A 17,029-nucleotide genomic window follows, 5' to 3' on the forward strand; every position below is an offset into this window, starting at 1 on the left:
GGAGTGGTAGTTCAGTTGGTTAGAATACCGGCCTGTCACGCCGGGGGTCGCGGGTTCGAGTCCCGTCCACTCCGCCATTTGATATCAGTAACAAAATTAGTAAGTGCATTACCCCATGCACATACCACTGCGGAGTGGTAGTTCAGTTGGTTAGAATACCGGCCTGTCACGCCGGGGGTCGCGGGTTCGAGTCCCGTCCACTCCGCCATTTGATATCAGTAACAAAATTAGTAAGTGCATTACCCCATGCACATACCACTGCGGAGTGGTAGTTCAGTTGGTTAGAATACCGGCCTGTCACGCCGGGGGTCGCGGGTTCGAGTCCCGTCCACTCCGCCACTTGTTATTTCCTCAATAACAAGTTGAATACAATCAAAATCATAAATTACATTTCTTAGCACATAAAAAAGCCCACAAAAATGCAGGCATAAATTAATCAGTGCAAACTTATTCAGCTTTTAAATACTGCTCTAAAAATTTCAAGTAAGCGTTTGATGCCGTGATCCGATTTTCTTTTTTGCTAAAACCATGACCTTCATCGTCAAACAATACATACTCAACTGGTACGCCATTGGCTTTAACTGCAGCTACAAGCTCATCACTTTCAACTTGTAACACGCGCGGATCGTTAGCGCCTTGAATAACCATAAGTGGCTTGATGATGTTTCTAGCGTGGAATAACGGTGAAATGGCGCGGTGACGATCACCGTCTGTTGCCGGATCGCCCATTTCGTCGTACAGCGACTTTTTAAAGCTCTCCCACCAAGGTGGAATAGAATTAAGTGTACGTACCCAGTTGGTTACTCCAAAAATATTAATCCCAACTTTAAACTCTTCGGGTTCAAAGGCAAGGGCTGCCGCGGTCATAAAGCCGCCATAGCTACCACCCATAATGCCAATTTTATCGGTATCGACCCACTCTAAGCTCTGTAAATGTTTTTTGCCGTATACAATATCTTGTAGGTCATCGGTGCCGTGCTTTTTATCATCTAAATGAAAAAAGGTTTTACCATAGCCCGAGCTGCCTCGATTATTAACTGCAAAAATGGCATAACCATGATTTACCAAATGCTGTTGCATCGCACTATAACCGGTACGGCTTTGTCCGCCTGGCCCACCGTGCACCCAAATTAACGCAGGCACTTTGTTGGTGCTACTCGCTTGCTTGGGTTTATATAAAACACCTGGTATTTCTAAACCATCAAAGCTCTTAAAGCGTACTATAGTGCTTTGCACTAAATCGTTTTGATTAATTTTTTTACTGAGGGTATTAGTTAATTGCTGCGTGTTATTACTGCCTACTTGCCATACAAATAAATTACTAGGTGCAGTGTCTGAATTTAAATAAAAGGCCATGCTTTGCTCATCAGCTGAAAAGCTCACACCCCGTAAATTACCTGCCGGTAGCTTAGGCATGGCAATTTCTTTATTCGTTTGCGTATCGATCACGGTTACTTTAGTGCTGGCATCGGCGTTCACACCACTCACCTGGTAGCGCCCCGACGTTGAAAAATAAATAAAGCTTACGTCCCAGTCATCGGCTAAAGCTGGGCTGTGCTCGCCAGAAGCTAGGTCATAACGCCACATCTGCGAAAACTCGCCTTTAGCGTCTGTAGAGTAGTATAAGTATTTGTTATCGGCAGAGAAGGTTTCAGGGCTGTATTGAGCAGGTGTATGGTATTTTGAAATTAACTGTGGCTTTAGTATTTTAGTATAAGTATCTAAAATAAAGGTATCGCTGTCTTTGTTGCTATTACTTTTAGACAGCGCAATAAAACGACCATTTGGGCTTATTGCACCTACATTTAGTCCTAAAGTATTTTGATAAACCGGCGTCACTTTATAGGTTTTACTATTAACGCGATATAAATCCATAAACTTAGCATCACGCTGATTGCTGGTAATAAAAAATTGGCTGGCATTTTTAGTGAAGCCGGCAAAACTAGCACGGGTTTCATCCCCTGGGGTTAAGTCTTTTACTGTGCCGTCAGTTTCGCGTACATAAATATGAAAGCGTTCGTTACCGCCCGTGTCTTTGGTAAACAACACTCGCTCATCATTTGGAAAATAGCGGATAGGGTAGGTACTGTCGGTAAAATCGGTTAAGCGAGTTTTGCCGCCTGTTTGGACATTAACCTCATATAGGCTGTAAATGCCACTTTCATCACTACTGACTAAAATTTTATCGCCATGGGGTGAAAAGCTACTCCCCATAATTGAGGTGGTATCAAAAAATGTTTCAGCTGAGTAGGTGCTCAGTTCTTTTACATGCGCTTTAGAGCTGGTTAGCGGGGCTGTATATGAGGATGAGTTGGTTGATTCACTGCAACCAGAGAGCGCTAGGGTAACTGCGCATGTAATTATTGTAAGTTTAATAATTTGCTTCATTGTTACGTTCCTTCACTGTTGTTTTTATAACCCGAATTTAGGTTAAAGTATTTATAGCAGTTTTACCTGAACAGTTTTTAAACGCAATAAGCAGCTGGTTTTATGTACAACAAAAGTGTATCAAAATCTTACACATAAAAAAGCCAGCACATAATGTGCTGGCTTTTATAACTTAAAAGTAGATGCTGGGCTTATTTAGCGGCATCAGTTTTTTTAGGTTTATTATTACGAGCTGCTTTACCAGCGAGTAAATCAGCAGGATCAAAGTCGTCAACGTTTATAACGTCTAAACGAGCTTGTTCTACAGCGGCTAACTTGTCAGCTTCTGCTTGGCTTAAAATACCAGCCTCAAGACCCATTTGCGCTACTTTATCAAGCTGAAAGAATGGCAGTTTAAGGCCTTTTTCTTTACATACACGGTCAAATAATGGCTCAACTTCAAGTACGTCTTTAAGCGTTTGCTCTTGACGGCCTACAAGGTTAAGCGGCTCATTTGTTAAATACACATAGCTTGCCAAACGATTACGCGTTTCGCTAGGTACTTGTAGTATTTGCGCTAATTTGTGTTCAAGTTGGTCGGTAGGTTTACGAACCGGACGGCCAAACGGGAATAACAATACTTTTAATACGCCACGCAGTGGAGCAGAAGGCATGTTATTAATTAAATCAGCAAGTGCGCGTTGACAATGATACAGGTGATCTTGACAGCTCCACTGTACTAACGGGAAGTCTTCTTTTTTACGGCCTTCGTCGTTATAACGTTTAAGCGTTGCAGACACTAAGTATAGGTAGCTTAGTAAGTCACCTAAGCGAGCAGAAATACGCTCTTTACGTTTTAGTGAGCCACCAAATACTGCCATGCTAATGTCAGACATAAGTGCAAGTGATGCACTAAAGCGCGACGCTATACGGTAAAACTCAGCGGTTTCGTCTTTGTACGGCACACTTGTAAAACGAGCACCCGTTAACGCGAGCCATTTAGTGCGCACAAGGTTAGACATGGTAAAGCCAATGTGACCCATTAATGCTTTATCAAATACGTTTAGCGCTTCTTCACGGTCTTCAATTTCGCACGCACCTAGTTCGGTAAGTACAAACGGGTGACAGCGAATTGCACCTTGACCATAAATAATCATATTACGGGTCAAAATGTTGGCACCTTCAACGGTAATCGCAATAGGTGCACCTTGATAACCACGGCCTAAATAGTTATTTGGCCCAAGCATGATGCCCTTACCGCCAAGTACGTCCATGGCGTGCAGGGTAGAGTCACGCATTTGTTCTGTAAGGTGGTATTTAATAATAGCCGAAACAACCGAAGGTTTTTCGCCTAAATCTACCGCACCGGTAGACATTCTTACTGCAGCATCAGAGCTATATGCATAACCAGCAAGTTTTGCTAACGACTCTTCAACGCCTTCCATTTTACCAATAGGTAAGCGGAACTGGCGACGAATACGGCTGTAGGCACCGGTTGCAACAGCAATCATTTTAATGCCACCGGCTGAGTTTGACGGCAATGTAATTGCACGGCCAACCGATAAACACTCAACCAGCATACGCCAGCCTTGGCCTGCCATATCTGGCCCACCAATAATGTAATCAAGCGGTACGAATATATCTTTACCCTGCGTAGGACCATTTTGAAACGGCACATTAAGCGGGAAGTGGCGACGACCAATTTCAACCCCTGGAGTATCGGTTGGAATAAGTGCACAGGTAATGCCAGGCTCTTTATTATCACCAATTAAACCATCAGGATCTTGTAATTTAAATGCAAGCCCTAGTACCGTAGCCACAGGTGCAAGCGTAATATAACGCTTGTTCCATGTAAGGCTAACACCTACAACTTCTTCACCTTTCCATTGTCCTTTACACACTACACCGTAGTCTGGAATTGAGCTTGCATCAGAACCTGCTTCTGGCGAGGTTAATGCAAAACATGGAATTTCTTGGCCACTGGCAAGGCGCGGTAAGTAATGGTCTTTTTGCTCTTTTGTTCCATAGTGCTGGAGTAATTCACCAGGGCCTAATGAGTTTGGTACGCCAACAATTGACGAAAGTAAGGTTGATTTACTGGTTAGCTTTTGTAGTACGCACGACTGTGCAAATGCTGAGAACTGTAAACCGCCATATTCTTTTTTGATGATCATGGCAAAAAATTTGTTATCTTTTAGGTATTGCCATACATCTTGAGGAAGATCGGTAAGTTCGTGTGTTGCTTCCCAGTCATCGAGCATACTACACACTACTTCAACAGGGCCATCGATAAAGGCTTGTTCTTCAATAGTTAGCTTAGGCACTGGATATTGGTGTAACTTTTTCCAATCTGGGTTACCACAAAATAAATCAGCTTCCCACCATGTCGTACCGGCATCAATGGCTGACTTTTCAGTATCAGACATGCTAGGCGTTACTTTTTTAAACATAGTAAAAAGAGGCTTAACAATATATTGCTGGCGAATACCAGTAACAGAGAGAGGCACCGCTATAATTAAAAATATTATCCAACTAATTAAACCAAAAGCACCCGCAAAGGTACCAATTAATAATGTTGCAATAGAAACACCAAGTGCGGTGTTCCAACTTGCTCTGTGGTAAACCGCTGCGCTGAGCAGTGCGATTAAACCGAGTGTAAATATGAGTGTCATTGCTAATTCCTTATTAGAGGTCAGACCACCTTAGTTAGAGTAGCGTTAGTAACGCTAAGTTTCAAGTACCTTACGTAGTTAAATTTTAATCAAAATAACCGTAAAAAAGCAGCTCATTTAATAGAGTCAGCGTTAATAAAGTAAGTTACAGCTTTAGTCTATGCATTCATAGCGACAAAAAAAATTTAATCTAATAGTAAAATGTTATTTTTTAAGTAAATATAGACGCCCGTACACATAACTAAATAGTGTACGCTTAATATAAAAATATAACGTTATTTATTAATACGTGGTTTAAAGGTTATTTATTTTATGTGTGAATTGCTTGGCATGTCGGCGAATGTGCCTACAGATATTTGTTTTAGTTTTTCGGGGCTGCTGGAGCGCGGCGGTAATACTGGGCCACATAGAGATGGGTGGGGTATTACATTTTACGAAGGCAAAGGCTGCAGAACCTTTAAAGATCCGCAGCCGAGCTACCAGTCAGAAATAGCGAAGTTAGTTAAAGCATACCCGATTAAAAGTGTGTCAGTTATTAGCCATATTCGCCAAGGTAACCGCGGTAAAGTATGCCTTGAAAACACGCACCCGTTTACGCGTGAACTGTGGGGGCGCGAAATTACTTATGCGCATAACGGCCAGTTATCTAATTACCATGATTTAAAGCCTGATCATTACCGACCTGTTGGCGATACTGACAGCGAGTTGGCTTTTTGCTGGCTGCTGGATCAAATACGCACTAAGTACCCAAATAAGCCAGAGGATATGGCATCGGTATTTCGTTATGCAGCAACGCTTTCGCATACACTGCGTGAAAAGGGCGTTTTTAATATGCTGCTGACCGATGGCGTATTTGTTTTAGCTTACTGTACCAATAACTTACATTACATAACTCGCCGTGCGCCCTTTGGAAAAGCGACCTTGATTGATGCTGACATGGTGGTTGATTTTAACGAAGAAACCACGCCCAACGATATTGTTAGTGTTATAGCAACAAAACCACTGACTAACGACGAGCGCTGGAAAAAAATGCAGCCGGGTGAGTTTGTATTATTTAAGATGGGTGAATTGATTTAAGCTTGTTTTTTGCCTTTAGCGCTTAGTTGAGAGGCAAACAACTGTCGTAGTAAAGTAGACGCGGGCTTTTATATTGAGCTGACTCAGTACATTATTTATTATCGGAATTATATTATGACTCCTAAAAAACGCCGTATTCTACAAGCTGTGTTGTATGAATTATTTGCCATTGCTTTTGTTGGCCCTATTATAAGTTTTATGTTTGATAAATCAGCAACTTCAGCGATAGGCCTCGCTTTTGTATTATCCAGCGTAGCACTTAGCTGGAACTATGTATTTAATGCGTTATTTGAGCGCTGGGAGTCCCAGCAAACAATAAAAGGTCGCTCATTCAATCGTCGCTTATTACACGGAATTGGCTTTGAAGGTGGCCTTGTTTTAATTTTAGTGCCGGTTATGGCGCTGTGGTTGAAAATTTCAGTGCTTAGTGCGTTTATAGCGAACCTTGGATTTTTTATATTCTTTTTTGTTTATGCAATTGTTTTTACATGGGCGTTCGATCGAGTTTTTGGCTTGCCAGCTTCTGCGCAGCAGCAAAGTGAAGCATAATAAAGCTTAACTTTTAGATTTAATCGCGAAAAAACGTATAAAAAAAGCGCGATTTGCATCGCGCTTTATATAAACTAATAGTAATAAAGATATAAACTAATAGTAATAAAGCCATTTGTAGCTAAAAATAATTGCTTACTCTGGGCTTGTTACTTTTTTAATATCAGCAGGTGGGGCAATGACAGGTGTTGTCACGGTAAATGAGTTTATTTGCACTTCAAATTGTTCCATTCCTTTTTCACCTTTCCACATACGCACTAACATGTAATCCATTTCTGGTGCAAACCAAGCAAGTGCTTGGCGTTTGTCATTATCGTATAAGCGTTTTACTTTAATTGCTTCTACGTTGCCGATAGGTAATGAAATCATCTCTGTTGCAACAACTTCAAAATTGTAGTCGCGGCGATTACCTTTTTTATCGATTAACGGGAATGAAAAACTGGTTTCGCCTTTTTTCAAACCTTCGCGCACTTGTACCTGATACGAAATAGCATCTTGAAAGTCATCAGTCCATTCGCACTCAAGCGGGTATTCGCTGCGGCTACTGTTAACGACTTTTTTTTGTGCGTCAAAATCAATATTGTAATCTTTATCAGGACCAGTGCCAGTACGGATCATTGAATAATGATGCGGGCTCACTTTGCCATCTTTAAAGGTAAATTTAGAGGTTTCCTGGCGTGAGTCAGAAAAAATCATCCACTCAATATTGCTGTGATAGGTTAACTCGTAGTTATCGTCACTTATCTTTTTGAGTTCACGCACGGCTTCACCATGATTTTTACCTTTGCGTAAAATATCATACTTAGCTTCGTACTGTGTCAATTCGCCGGCAATAAGGCTAGTTGGAAGTAAAGTGCCCACACATAATAGCAGGGCACTTATTTTTTTATTGTGGGTACTGCGCGCCGTGTGCAGGAAGTTTTGTTTCGTCAAGAACTGCATAATCTGCTTCCATAGTTAGTCTGTGTTCACTGAACCACTTGACCACCAAAGGATAAATTATATGCTCTTGTTCGTGCACGCGTTTTGCTAGTGTGTCTGCTGTATCATCCTTGAGTACAGGTACTTTTGCCTGAAGTATAACCGGACCTCCGTCTAGCTCTTCAGTTACAAAATGAACACTTACGCCATGAACATCATCATTTGCATCAATTGCTCTTTGGTGGGTATTCAGCCCCTGGTACTTAGGCAACAAAGATGGATGAATGTTCAACATTTTTCCAATATATTTTTGCACCAAGTTAGGAGTAAGAATACGCATAAACCCAGCTAATACAACTAGATTCGGTATAAAAGAGTCAATGATGCTCATTAACTGTGTATCGTAGGCCTCGCGCGAGTCAAAATCTTTATGACTCAGCACTTGTGTAGCAATGCCTGCTTGCTTAGCACGTTCAAGGCCATAAGCGTCTGCTTTGTTACTAATAACAGCCGCTATTTGCGCATTTATCTCGCCACTTTCACAGGCATCAATAATGGCTTGTAAATTAGAGCCACCGCCTGAGATTAAAACTACAAGACGAGTGGGTGCCATTACTTAGCACCACCTACAATTTCAACTTGCTCTTCGCCAGGCGCTGCGTCTTGAATTTCACCAAGGTGCCATGCGTTTTCGCCCAAGTCTTTTAGCATGCTTAAACTTTGCTCAAGTTTGTCGGCTGGAACAACTAATACCATGCCTACACCACAGTTAAATGTGCGGTACATTTCATGCGTAGTAATGTTACCGTTTTCTTGTAACCAGTTAAAAATAGGTGGCCACTGCCAGCTATCGCCTTTTACTACTGCTTTTGCAGAGGCAGGTAATACGCGTGGGATATTTTCCCAAAAGCCGCCACCGGTAATGTGCGAAAGCGCGTGTACGTCAACGTGCTTGAATAACTCAAGCAGTGGTTTAACGTAAATGCGAGTAGGTTCAAGCAATGTTTCGCCTAATGTTTTGCCTTCAAAATCAGCGCTTGTATCTGCGTTAGATACTTCAAGTACTTTGCGAATTAGCGAGAAACCATTTGAATGCGGACCACTTGAAGCAAGGGCAATAAGTTGATCGCCCGCGGCTACTTTAGTGCCATCAATAATTTTTGATTTTTCTACAACACCGGTACAAAAACCAGCCATATCGTAGTCTTCGCCGTCGTACATACCAGGCATTTCTGCGGTTTCGCCACCAATAAGGGCACAGCCAGAAATTTCACAGCCTTTACCAATGCCGGTTACTACGTCTGCGGCAGTGTCTACGTCTAGCTTACCTGTTGCATAGTAATCTAGGAAAAACAGCGGTTCAGCACCTTGAACAATTAAATCGTTTACACACATAGCGACCAAGTCGATACCGACAGTGTCGTGCTTTTTAAGATCGATAGCTAAACGTAACTTAGTACCCACACCATCAGTGCCGGCAACTAATACTGGTTGCTTATAACCTGCTGGAATTTCGCAAAGTGCGCCAAAACCACCAATACCGCCCATTACTTCAGGACGACGAGTTTTTTTAACCACACCTTTAATACGCTCAACAAGTGCATTACCAGCGTCGATATCTACGCCCGCGTCTTTATAGCTTAGAGACTGTTTTTGTTCGCTCACAGGTTTTCCTCAAAATAGTTGTTTTGGGTTGCTTAGAAACGCGCGTATTTTACAACAATTGCGTAACCGCGGCTAGCGTAAATATAGTATTGAAATAATTAACAGGACACTTGTCCGCTAATTGCTGGCTAAATAAACAAAAAAACGCCCGTAGGCGTTTTTTATTGTTTGCTGATGTTGCCGTTAACGCTATGCTTTAGCAGTTAAAATAGCACGTAGTGGTGCTGGGTAACCTTCAATGGTTTTACTGGTGTCGTTTGGATCTAAAAAGTCGACTAACGATTCGTTTTCCATCCAAGCTGTTTTGCGTTGCTCATCTAGCGTAGTAATTGCGCAGTCTTTAATTTGTACGTTTTTAAAGCCCACGCGCTCCATCCACAGTTTTAATGCCGCAGTGCTTGGAATAAACCATACATTACGCATTTTTGCATAGCGATCAGTGGGTACAAGCACTGTATTTTCGTCGCCTTCAATGACTAAGGTTTCTAGTACCAGCTCGCCACCGGGGCGCAGTTGTGCTTTTAATTGCGCTAAAAAGTCGATAGGCGAGCGACGGTGATAAAGTACCCCCATCGAAAATACCGTATCAAATGCTTTTAACTCGGGTAGTGCCTCAACACCCAGTGGTAATAAGTGTACGTTTTCGTCGGGATTAAAGTGTTTTATAGCTTGAAATTGACACAAAAATAAGTCTGAAGGGTCAATGCCTACTACAAACTGAGCGCCTTCACCACGCATACGCCATAAATGATAGCCCGAGCCGCAGCCAATATCTAACACTGTGCGGCCTTTGAGTGGCTCAATATGTGGAAGCAGGCGATCCCATTTCCAATCGCTGCGCCACTCTGTATCTATTTCAATACCGTGAACACTAAATGGGCCTTTGCGCCATGGCATCATGCGCTTTAACAAATGTAGGGTTTGTTTTTGCTCACCATCGGTCATTTCACCCGGAGTGCCAATTTTTACCTGAGTAGTAATATCAACATGTTGAGTTTTAACCTCAGGTAAATTTTTAAGCACTTTTTGCCACTGTGGTAAGTCGCCATGACTTGCCTCTAACTGCCAGTGTTTTAATTGCGCAGGCAGAGTTTCTAGCCAGTGACTAAGTGGGCTTTGTGCAATAGCAGCGTAAAATTGGTTAAACCATTGAGACATAAATTACTTACTCTCTTTATTTAATTGCGATCATTGAGCAAAAATTAAAACATTGGTACCACGCCTGAGTTTGGCTAAAGCCAATGTCTTTTAAGCGGGTAAAGTGCGTGCTTAGCGTATCTGGGCGCATTACGTTTTCAATAGCGGTGCGCTTTTGACTTATTTCAAGCTCCGAATACCCATTATGGCGTTTAAAGTCGTGGTGTAGGTCAATTAGTAAATTATCGCACAGCTCGTTTTCGGCTTTTATTTTTTCGCTCAGCAGCAATACACCGCCGGGTTTTAAGTTGGCGTATATTTTTTCAAGGACTGCTTGGCGCTGTGCATGCGGAATAAACTGCAGCGTAAAGTTCATTGCCACCACTGAAGCATTTTGAATTTCAAGCTCGTTAATGTCGCCTAAAGTAACGGTAACCGGTACTTCTGACTTAAAGCCTTGTAAATGTACCTTACAACGCTCAACCATAGCTTGTGAGTTATCGACTGCAATAATATGGCAGTTATCGGTGCGAATATTACGGCGCATACTTAATGTAACCGCGCCCAGCGAGCAGCCTAAATCGTAAAGGTTAGAGTTACTTTGCGCATACTCACCGGCAAGTTTACCCATAGTACTTACTATAGTGGCGTAACCCGGCACAGAGCGCTGGATCATATCAGGAAAAACTTCGACTACGTTTTGATCAAAACTAAAGTCTTTAACTTGTTGCTCAGAGGCATAAATACTGTCTTTAATGGTCACGAAGCCAGTCTCTTTGAAAATAATGGCGCTATTTTAACATTTTATGCTGGATAGTCAGTGATAAATTAAGTAGCTTGGCTAGAATAATGAAAAATAAGTATAAATGAGACTATTAAATGAGCAAAAGTAAAGTTATTAGCACCGATGATATATTGGCAACCCTTTGTCACTCGGTTACAGGGGTACTCACATCGGCCAGTGGCAATAGTGTTAGTTACTCCGCTATGGTGCAAAAAATTACTCGTACTTGTATGCGCCCAGATATTGGCTGTTTTGTGTTATTTGATGGTGGCTTTACTGGCCTAGTAATTACTAATTTCACATCGCAAGCGGCAATGGAAATTTATGGCGATTACATGCGCAACATGGGTATGCCCGAGGAAGAAATAGCACATAGTCATTTATCTGACGATGTATCAAATGTGTTAGGCGAGCTAATGAACCAAATAGTTGGTGACTTTACCTCTAAAGTACGCGAGCAATTACATACCTCTATTACCCAAAATCAGCCAAAAATGATGGCAATTAATAAACAAGTACAAATTTCTGTAGATACCACAATGGATCGCCCACAAGCGCGCCGCGTAACGTTTACCACCAGTAAGCAAAATATATTTTATTTAGAGCTGGCAATGGATAAAACTGAGTTTATTAAATTACACGACTTTGACATTGTCGAAGCAATAGATCCCGACGACATCATCGAAAACGAAGCAAAACAAAAAGCAGAAAAAGCCAAGGCTAAAGCTGAAAAAGAAGCAGAAGATAGTGATGATGACGACTTTATGGCAGGGCTAGGGCTGTAAGAATAAGTTAAAATAATTATGTGGTTAAGGTCATAAAATCAGCCACGCGCAGTGTGACCTTTATTAATAACTGTTGGGTTACATGCAAACCCAACAGTTATTTAAACACAATAGCGCTATTTAGCGAATAATCATCTGTTCGCGCTCAGGGCCAACAGACACCATAGTTATTGGTACGCCCATTAACGCTTCAATGCGCTCAACGTATTGTTGCGCTGCAATTGGTAGACTGTCGAAGGTACGACAACCGGTAATGTCTTCATCCCAAGGTTGCATATTTTCATATACAGGGCTTAATGCAGCTGTTTGTGGCCAAATTGGGTTTTCGCTATGATCGCCGTCATAGGCAACACAGATTTTTAAATCTTTCATACCCGATAAACAATCAATTTTGGTTAAAGCAATTTCGGTTGCAGCTTGTAGCTCAACACCATTGCGCGTGGCAACTGCGTCAAAGTAGCCCATGTCCCGTGGGCGGCCAGTTACTGCGCCATATTCGTTAGCGCTTTCACGAAAATTGTCTTGCTCTTCCATTGCAGTAACTAAAGTACCCGTACCTACTGATGAGCTAAACGACTTTGCTACCGCAACAACACGTTCAGGACGAAGCGCTGGTAAACCGCTGCCTATGCCTGCATAAGCGGCCGTTACGTTTGAAGAGGTAGTGTAAGGGTATTCGCCATAGACTAAATCGCGACCTGCACCTAACTGAGCTTCAAATAATAAATTAGCATTTTGTTTTTGTAGTGCTTTTAACGGCTCTGTTACATTACAAATAAATGCACGCCAAGGCGCGGTAACATCGAGTAACCACTGCGTCATTTCTTCAGCTGTTTGCGAAAAATCACAACTTGGATATAAGGCTTTTAGCTGTGGCATTTTCCAATCAAGCATAAATTGAATACGCTCTAGTAAAACGTCAGGCTGATTTAACCAACCCACTAAAATGCCTTTTTTCATTACTCGGTCGCCATACGCTGGCGAAATACCTTGGCGAGTCGAGCCGTAAGCAGCGTCGCCTAAACGTAATTCTTCAAGGGTGTCTTCAAGGGCATGTAAAGGCAGACATAAAGTGGCACGATCAGAAATACACAGCTTTACATTAACGCCAGCGGCTTTAACTTCGGTTATTTCTTCACTTAAGGCGCTAGGGCTTATTACCATGCCAGGGCCAAGTACCGCTATGCAATCAGGATTAAAAATACCGCTAGGTAATTGGTGTAGTTTAAAGGTGCCAAAATCATTCACAACGGTATGACCGGCGTTATTACCACCTTGAAAGCGAATGCTTGCTGATGCGTTCTCAGCTAAAAAATCTACGATGCGGCCTTTGCCTTCATCACCCCAGTTTGCACCTACAACAACAATTGACGGCATAATTTAATCTCCAAATTGAACAAGCTGATATGATATGCGGGCTGTTAAAATAAGAGAAATTAATTATAATTATGATATCAATAAGGATTCCATATGGCGTGTGCAATATTAAGGAAGTGAGATGTTAGATATTCATTGGTTAAAAACCTTTGTTACATTAGCAGAGCTAAAGCACTTTGGTAAAACGGCAAGTGCACTGCACATGACGCAACCTAATGTGAGCTTGCATATTAAGCAGTTAGAAAAAATGACGCGGGTAAAGTTAATCGAGCGTAACCCCTTTTGTTTAACCCAAGCGGGTTTGCGTTTATTACAGTCGGGGCAAAAAACCTTATGGGAATTGAAGGTATGTCAGTCTGATCTAAATGCAATAAATAACTTAAGCCAAGGCACACTAACCATTGCAGCCAGTGATATTATTTCTCGCTTGTTACTCATAGAGCCTTTTCAGCTGTTTAAAACCCAGTTCCCGGGGATTGATTTTACCTTGCTAAATACCACCTCGTCACAGGCATCGGCGCTGGTTAAAAGTGCAGAAGCCGATTTAGGCTTTGTTATTGCTCAAAAAGAAAGTGAGCCACTGCATTTTAGTGAACTCCAACAGATAAAGTGGTGTGCGCTGGGAAATAATTTAGCGTTCTGGCAGCAAGCAAAAAACGATGAAAGTATGGTACTCACTGAGCCGCCAACATTAATTTTATTAGGCCACGATACCCGCACCCGAGAGTTATTAGATAATGCGCTACCGTCTTTAAATTTACCGAGTTATCGGGTTATGGAAGTGGGCAGTGTTGATGCACAAATTGATTGGGCAGAAGCTGGTTTTGGCGTGGCAATTGTTCCTGAGTTTTCGCTGCGCTCTAAAGCTAATTTAACCACCACAGTAACGGCTTTACCGCAATTCCCAACCACCAGTTTAGGTTATATAGTGCGGCAAAATCAGGTGTTATCTAAAGCAATAAAACAATTATTACACTGGGTAAATGAAGAGATTTCGCGCACCCATTTAAAACAACCAAAATAGTCATCACTTAATATTACTACCGATTATTATATTGTTAATAAGCTAAGGGGTTTTATGCTATTTATGTGTTGTTCAGGTAATTTCTTTAAGATAAAGCGCTTATGTTTTTTAAGCGCTTTAGCATGCACACTTGTACGGACCCAAAATTAGATGGACTATTTTAAAAGTTTAATAACAAAATTTATAATCGCAATGCAACAGCGGCCGGGGTTATTAGCGGTAATAGCATTTTGCTCTGGTGTGGCAAGTTATGTGTTAGTTGAGCGAAAAGAATCGTTTTCGCAATTTATTGCCATATTTTTGCTAGTGAGCTGGGTATGGTTAATTATTGATAACTGGTTGCGCGATAAAGTAGAGCAAAGATTTGGTGTCGCGGTATCGCCCAACTTTATGCGCTTTGCTTTACAAATGGTGCAACAAGAAAGCCTGTTTTTTGCTTTGCCATTTTTTTTAGCGGTAACGCAGTGGGATCACCCGCAAGCTATTTTTACCGCGCTAATGATAATGTGTGCAGTCATATCGGTAATTGATCCTTTGTATTATAAAAAGTTAGCAAAAAATCGCATGTTATTTGCGGTGTTTCATAACTTTGCATTGTTTGTAGTTATATTGGTTACTTTGCCTATTTTATTTAATGTAACCACTAGCCAAAGCTTAGCAATTGCTTTGGTTACTGCTGTTATTTTTACCCTCCCCAGTTTAGGCAACTTAATGCCTAATACCCGCTGGTGGCGATTTCCTTTATTGGTAGTGATTTTGTGTATATTAAGTGCTGGCTTATGGCAACTACGTAGCTGGGTGCCGCCAGCGGCTTTGCGCTTAACCGATATTACTTTATCGCACGAGGTTGATTTAGAGCAACGCCAACCTATTGGTAATATTAAGCAATTAGACTCTTATTCACTACATCATCAGGGGTTATATACGTGGACTGCTGTTAAAGCGCCCAGAGGATTAAATGAAAAGATATTTCATGTGTGGCTATACAACAATAAAGAAGTAGATCGGATCACACTAAATATAAGTGGTGGGCGAGAGCAAGGTTATAGAGCGTGGACCCATAAAGTAAATTTCCCAACTGATTCTGTCGGTAAATGGCAGGTGCAAGTAGTAACAGAATCGGGGCAACTTATAGGTTTAACTAAATTTACAGTTTTGCCTTAGCTAATGTGCATTTACTAGCGCGTTTACGGCAATTTAATTAGCTCATTTTAAGTAAGGATTATTGCCTTGCTCTACAGCCACGCAAAAAATGCGTAAATCAAGCTCTAGCTGGTGGTAACTTGGCTCCATGTGACAACAAAGTTTATAAAAACTTTTGTTATGGTCTTTTTCTTTAAAATGAGCGAGCTCGTGTACAACTAAGGCTTTTAATAACGGCTCGGGAGCGCGCAGTAAATCACTGTTGATGGCCAAATCGTGCTTGCGAGTTTTACCTTGCATACGATAGGTGTGCGTGCCAAGTGCATTAGTGACCATGTCGCCTTGCTTTTTAAATGCGGCGCGACCAAACGGCGGGGCATTTTTTAAATACTGTTTTTTAAGCTCTGTGGCGTAGCTAAAAAGTGCTTTGTCGCTGGTAATATTATGTGCCTGCGGATACTTTTTAAGTAAGTAGTTACTTACTTTATCATTACTGATTAGATTTAATACTTGCTCAACAATGTTTGCAGGGTAGCCGGTAAAATAACGTGCGTATTCACTCATGTTGCTCTCTAAGTTCTATCATTTGATTTGTTGTAAGTGGTTATTTAAAACAGTGCTTGCTGGTGGGCTTCTGCCTCGCCGCTAAATGGATTTAGTACCTTGTGGTTATAACTTAGGTCCTTACAAAACTGCCTTGCTAATAATGGTGCTTCTCGGTTGTCTGCGGTATGAAAAAATACATAGGGCGTTTTTCCTTCATCAAGCCACTGTTTTACTTTACTAAGCCAAGGCTTATAAAAGGTTTTATATTCACTTTGTAAATTAGCAATAACAAAACGTGCCATGGGTTGCTCACTTGTAGCAATAGCATGCACGGGCAGATGCGGCTTTTTTTGTTGTGCATCAATCAGCGCTTCTGTATTCGCTTTAACTGCAAATAGGGCGCGGGTATCCATGGCTATACGGTTTATGTTATTTGCCATTAATAATTGATTAAGCGCTATTTCGGCTTCACCCTTTTGAAAAAATGCCGGATGGCGAACTTCTACCCCAAAGTTTAGCTCTTTGGGTAATAGACTAATAAATTGCGCTAACTTGGGTAAATCATTAGGGCCAAAGGCACTTGGCAGTTGCAGCATAATTTGCCCAGTTTTCTCTAAAATTGGTGCAAATAAGTTAAGCCAAGCGGTTAGCTCGTTGTGTACATTAGTCAGCTTTAGCTCATGGCTAAAGCGCCGATGAAACTTAAAGGTAAATTTAAAATCGTCGGGTACACTGTTTGCCCAGCGTAAAAGAGTACTTGGGGATGGATCGGCGTAAAAGCTGGTATTTCCCTCTACAGAGTTAAAATGTTGCGCGTATTGGCTTAGCATATCGGTATTTTTACATTGGCTCGAAAATAAATTGCCTTTCCACGCATTTCTTGACCACTGTGGGCACCCAATATATAGCATACAAACTAACGCCTAATTATAAAGTAGCTATAGTGTATCAAATAATAAAATATGCTGCTTTAAATCCGATG

General features: G+C 41.5%; 15 protein-coding genes and 3 tRNA genes. 8 read left to right on the forward strand and 10 right to left on the reverse strand.

Going from position 1 to position 17,029, the window contains the following annotated elements; all coding sequences use genetic code 11:
- The 3 genes from AAEZ18_RS14560 to AAEZ18_RS14570 all read left to right on the forward strand — a co-directional run bounded on the left by AAEZ18_RS14560 (position 1) and on the right by AAEZ18_RS14570 (position 339).
- Positions 1-77, forward strand: a tRNA-Asp gene (locus tag AAEZ18_RS14560).
- Between the two features lie 54 nt (positions 78-131).
- Positions 132-208, forward strand: a tRNA-Asp gene (locus AAEZ18_RS14565).
- Positions 209-262: 54 nt separating this feature from the next.
- Positions 263-339, forward strand: a tRNA-Asp gene (locus AAEZ18_RS14570).
- 108 nt (positions 340-447) lie between these two features.
- On the opposite strand, the gene AAEZ18_RS14575 is transcribed toward AAEZ18_RS14570, so the two are convergent.
- A complete protein-coding gene (locus AAEZ18_RS14575; RefSeq protein WP_350595071.1) occupies positions 448-2,388 on the reverse strand; it encodes a S9 family peptidase in 1,941 nt (646 codons plus the stop codon).
- A gap of 191 nt (positions 2,389-2,579) precedes the next feature.
- Positions 2,580-5,039, reverse strand: a complete 2,460-nt coding sequence (gene fadE, locus AAEZ18_RS14580) for an acyl-CoA dehydrogenase FadE (protein ID WP_350595069.1) — start codon at positions 5,037-5,039, stop codon at positions 2,580-2,582.
- A gap of 312 nt (positions 5,040-5,351) precedes the next feature.
- Between fadE and AAEZ18_RS14585 the strand changes: the two genes are divergently transcribed.
- The gene (locus tag AAEZ18_RS14585; RefSeq protein WP_011328617.1) at positions 5,352-6,116 is read left to right on the forward strand and encodes a class II glutamine amidotransferase; all 765 of its coding nucleotides are present in this window, start codon (positions 5,352-5,354) and stop codon (positions 6,114-6,116) included.
- A 114-nt stretch (positions 6,117-6,230) separates the two neighbouring features.
- Positions 6,231-6,665, forward strand: coding sequence for a PACE efflux transporter (locus AAEZ18_RS14590; protein WP_011328616.1), 435 nt, complete (start codon positions 6,231-6,233; stop codon positions 6,663-6,665).
- A gap of 135 nt (positions 6,666-6,800) precedes the next feature.
- Here the strand turns inward: AAEZ18_RS14590 and AAEZ18_RS14595 are convergent, their stop codons facing one another.
- From AAEZ18_RS14595 to cmoA, 5 genes are all read right to left on the reverse strand, one after another.
- Positions 6,801-7,607 carry a DUF3108 domain-containing protein gene (locus AAEZ18_RS14595; RefSeq protein WP_080516814.1) on the reverse strand — a complete coding sequence of 269 codons (807 nt, stop codon included), beginning with the start codon at positions 7,605-7,607 and terminating at the stop codon, positions 6,801-6,803.
- A complete protein-coding gene (gene purN / locus AAEZ18_RS14600; protein ID WP_011328614.1) occupies positions 7,552-8,199 on the reverse strand; it encodes a phosphoribosylglycinamide formyltransferase in 648 nt (215 codons plus the stop codon). Before purN ends, AAEZ18_RS14595 begins: the two co-directional genes overlap by 56 nt.
- Complete coding sequence (gene purM / locus AAEZ18_RS14605) at positions 8,199-9,251, reverse strand: phosphoribosylformylglycinamidine cyclo-ligase (RefSeq protein ID WP_011328613.1); 1,053 nt, start codon at positions 9,249-9,251, stop codon at positions 8,199-8,201. Before purM ends, purN begins: the two co-directional genes overlap by 1 nt.
- A gap of 189 nt (positions 9,252-9,440) precedes the next feature.
- On the reverse strand, positions 9,441-10,409 hold the full coding sequence (gene cmoB, locus AAEZ18_RS14610) for a tRNA 5-methoxyuridine(34)/uridine 5-oxyacetic acid(34) synthase CmoB (protein WP_182678564.1): 969 nt from the start codon (positions 10,407-10,409) through the stop codon (positions 9,441-9,443).
- A 16-nt stretch (positions 10,410-10,425) separates the two neighbouring features.
- The gene (gene cmoA / locus AAEZ18_RS14615) at positions 10,426-11,151 is read right to left on the reverse strand and encodes a carboxy-S-adenosyl-L-methionine synthase CmoA (RefSeq protein WP_011328611.1); all 726 of its coding nucleotides are present in this window, start codon (positions 11,149-11,151) and stop codon (positions 10,426-10,428) included.
- 116 nt (positions 11,152-11,267) lie between these two features.
- Between cmoA and AAEZ18_RS14620 the strand changes: the two genes are divergently transcribed.
- Positions 11,268-11,957 carry a DUF3334 family protein gene (locus AAEZ18_RS14620; protein ID WP_011328610.1) on the forward strand — a complete coding sequence of 230 codons (690 nt, stop codon included), beginning with the start codon at positions 11,268-11,270 and terminating at the stop codon, positions 11,955-11,957.
- Between the two features lie 120 nt (positions 11,958-12,077).
- Here the strand turns inward: AAEZ18_RS14620 and AAEZ18_RS14625 are convergent, their stop codons facing one another.
- Positions 12,078-13,334: an adenylosuccinate synthase gene (locus AAEZ18_RS14625; RefSeq protein WP_350595068.1), complete on the reverse strand. Its 1,257-nt coding sequence runs from the start codon at positions 13,332-13,334 to the stop codon at positions 12,078-12,080.
- A 121-nt stretch (positions 13,335-13,455) separates the two neighbouring features.
- Between AAEZ18_RS14625 and AAEZ18_RS14630 the strand changes: the two genes are divergently transcribed.
- Both AAEZ18_RS14630 and AAEZ18_RS14635 read left to right on the forward strand, forming a co-directional pair.
- On the forward strand, positions 13,456-14,358 hold the full coding sequence (locus tag AAEZ18_RS14630; RefSeq protein ID WP_350595067.1) for a LysR family transcriptional regulator: 903 nt from the start codon (positions 13,456-13,458) through the stop codon (positions 14,356-14,358).
- 150 nt (positions 14,359-14,508) lie between these two features.
- Positions 14,509-15,522 carry a DUF5924 family protein gene (locus AAEZ18_RS14635; RefSeq protein WP_089368522.1) on the forward strand — a complete coding sequence of 338 codons (1,014 nt, stop codon included), beginning with the start codon at positions 14,509-14,511 and terminating at the stop codon, positions 15,520-15,522.
- A gap of 42 nt (positions 15,523-15,564) precedes the next feature.
- On the opposite strand, the gene AAEZ18_RS14640 is transcribed toward AAEZ18_RS14635, so the two are convergent.
- Both AAEZ18_RS14640 and AAEZ18_RS14645 read right to left on the reverse strand, forming a co-directional pair.
- A complete protein-coding gene (locus AAEZ18_RS14640; RefSeq protein WP_011328606.1) occupies positions 15,565-16,065 on the reverse strand; it encodes a M48 metallopeptidase family protein in 501 nt (166 codons plus the stop codon).
- A 44-nt stretch (positions 16,066-16,109) separates the two neighbouring features.
- Positions 16,110-16,958: a DUF72 domain-containing protein gene (locus AAEZ18_RS14645; RefSeq protein WP_350595065.1), complete on the reverse strand. Its 849-nt coding sequence runs from the start codon at positions 16,956-16,958 to the stop codon at positions 16,110-16,112.
- Between the last annotated feature and the right edge of the window lie 71 nt (positions 16,959-17,029).

The organism is Pseudoalteromonas sp. 19-MNA-CIBAN-0066 (genome assembly GCF_040308705.1).
In the GTDB taxonomy this organism is placed as follows: Bacteria; Pseudomonadota; Gammaproteobacteria; order Enterobacterales; family Alteromonadaceae; genus Pseudoalteromonas; species Pseudoalteromonas nigrifaciens.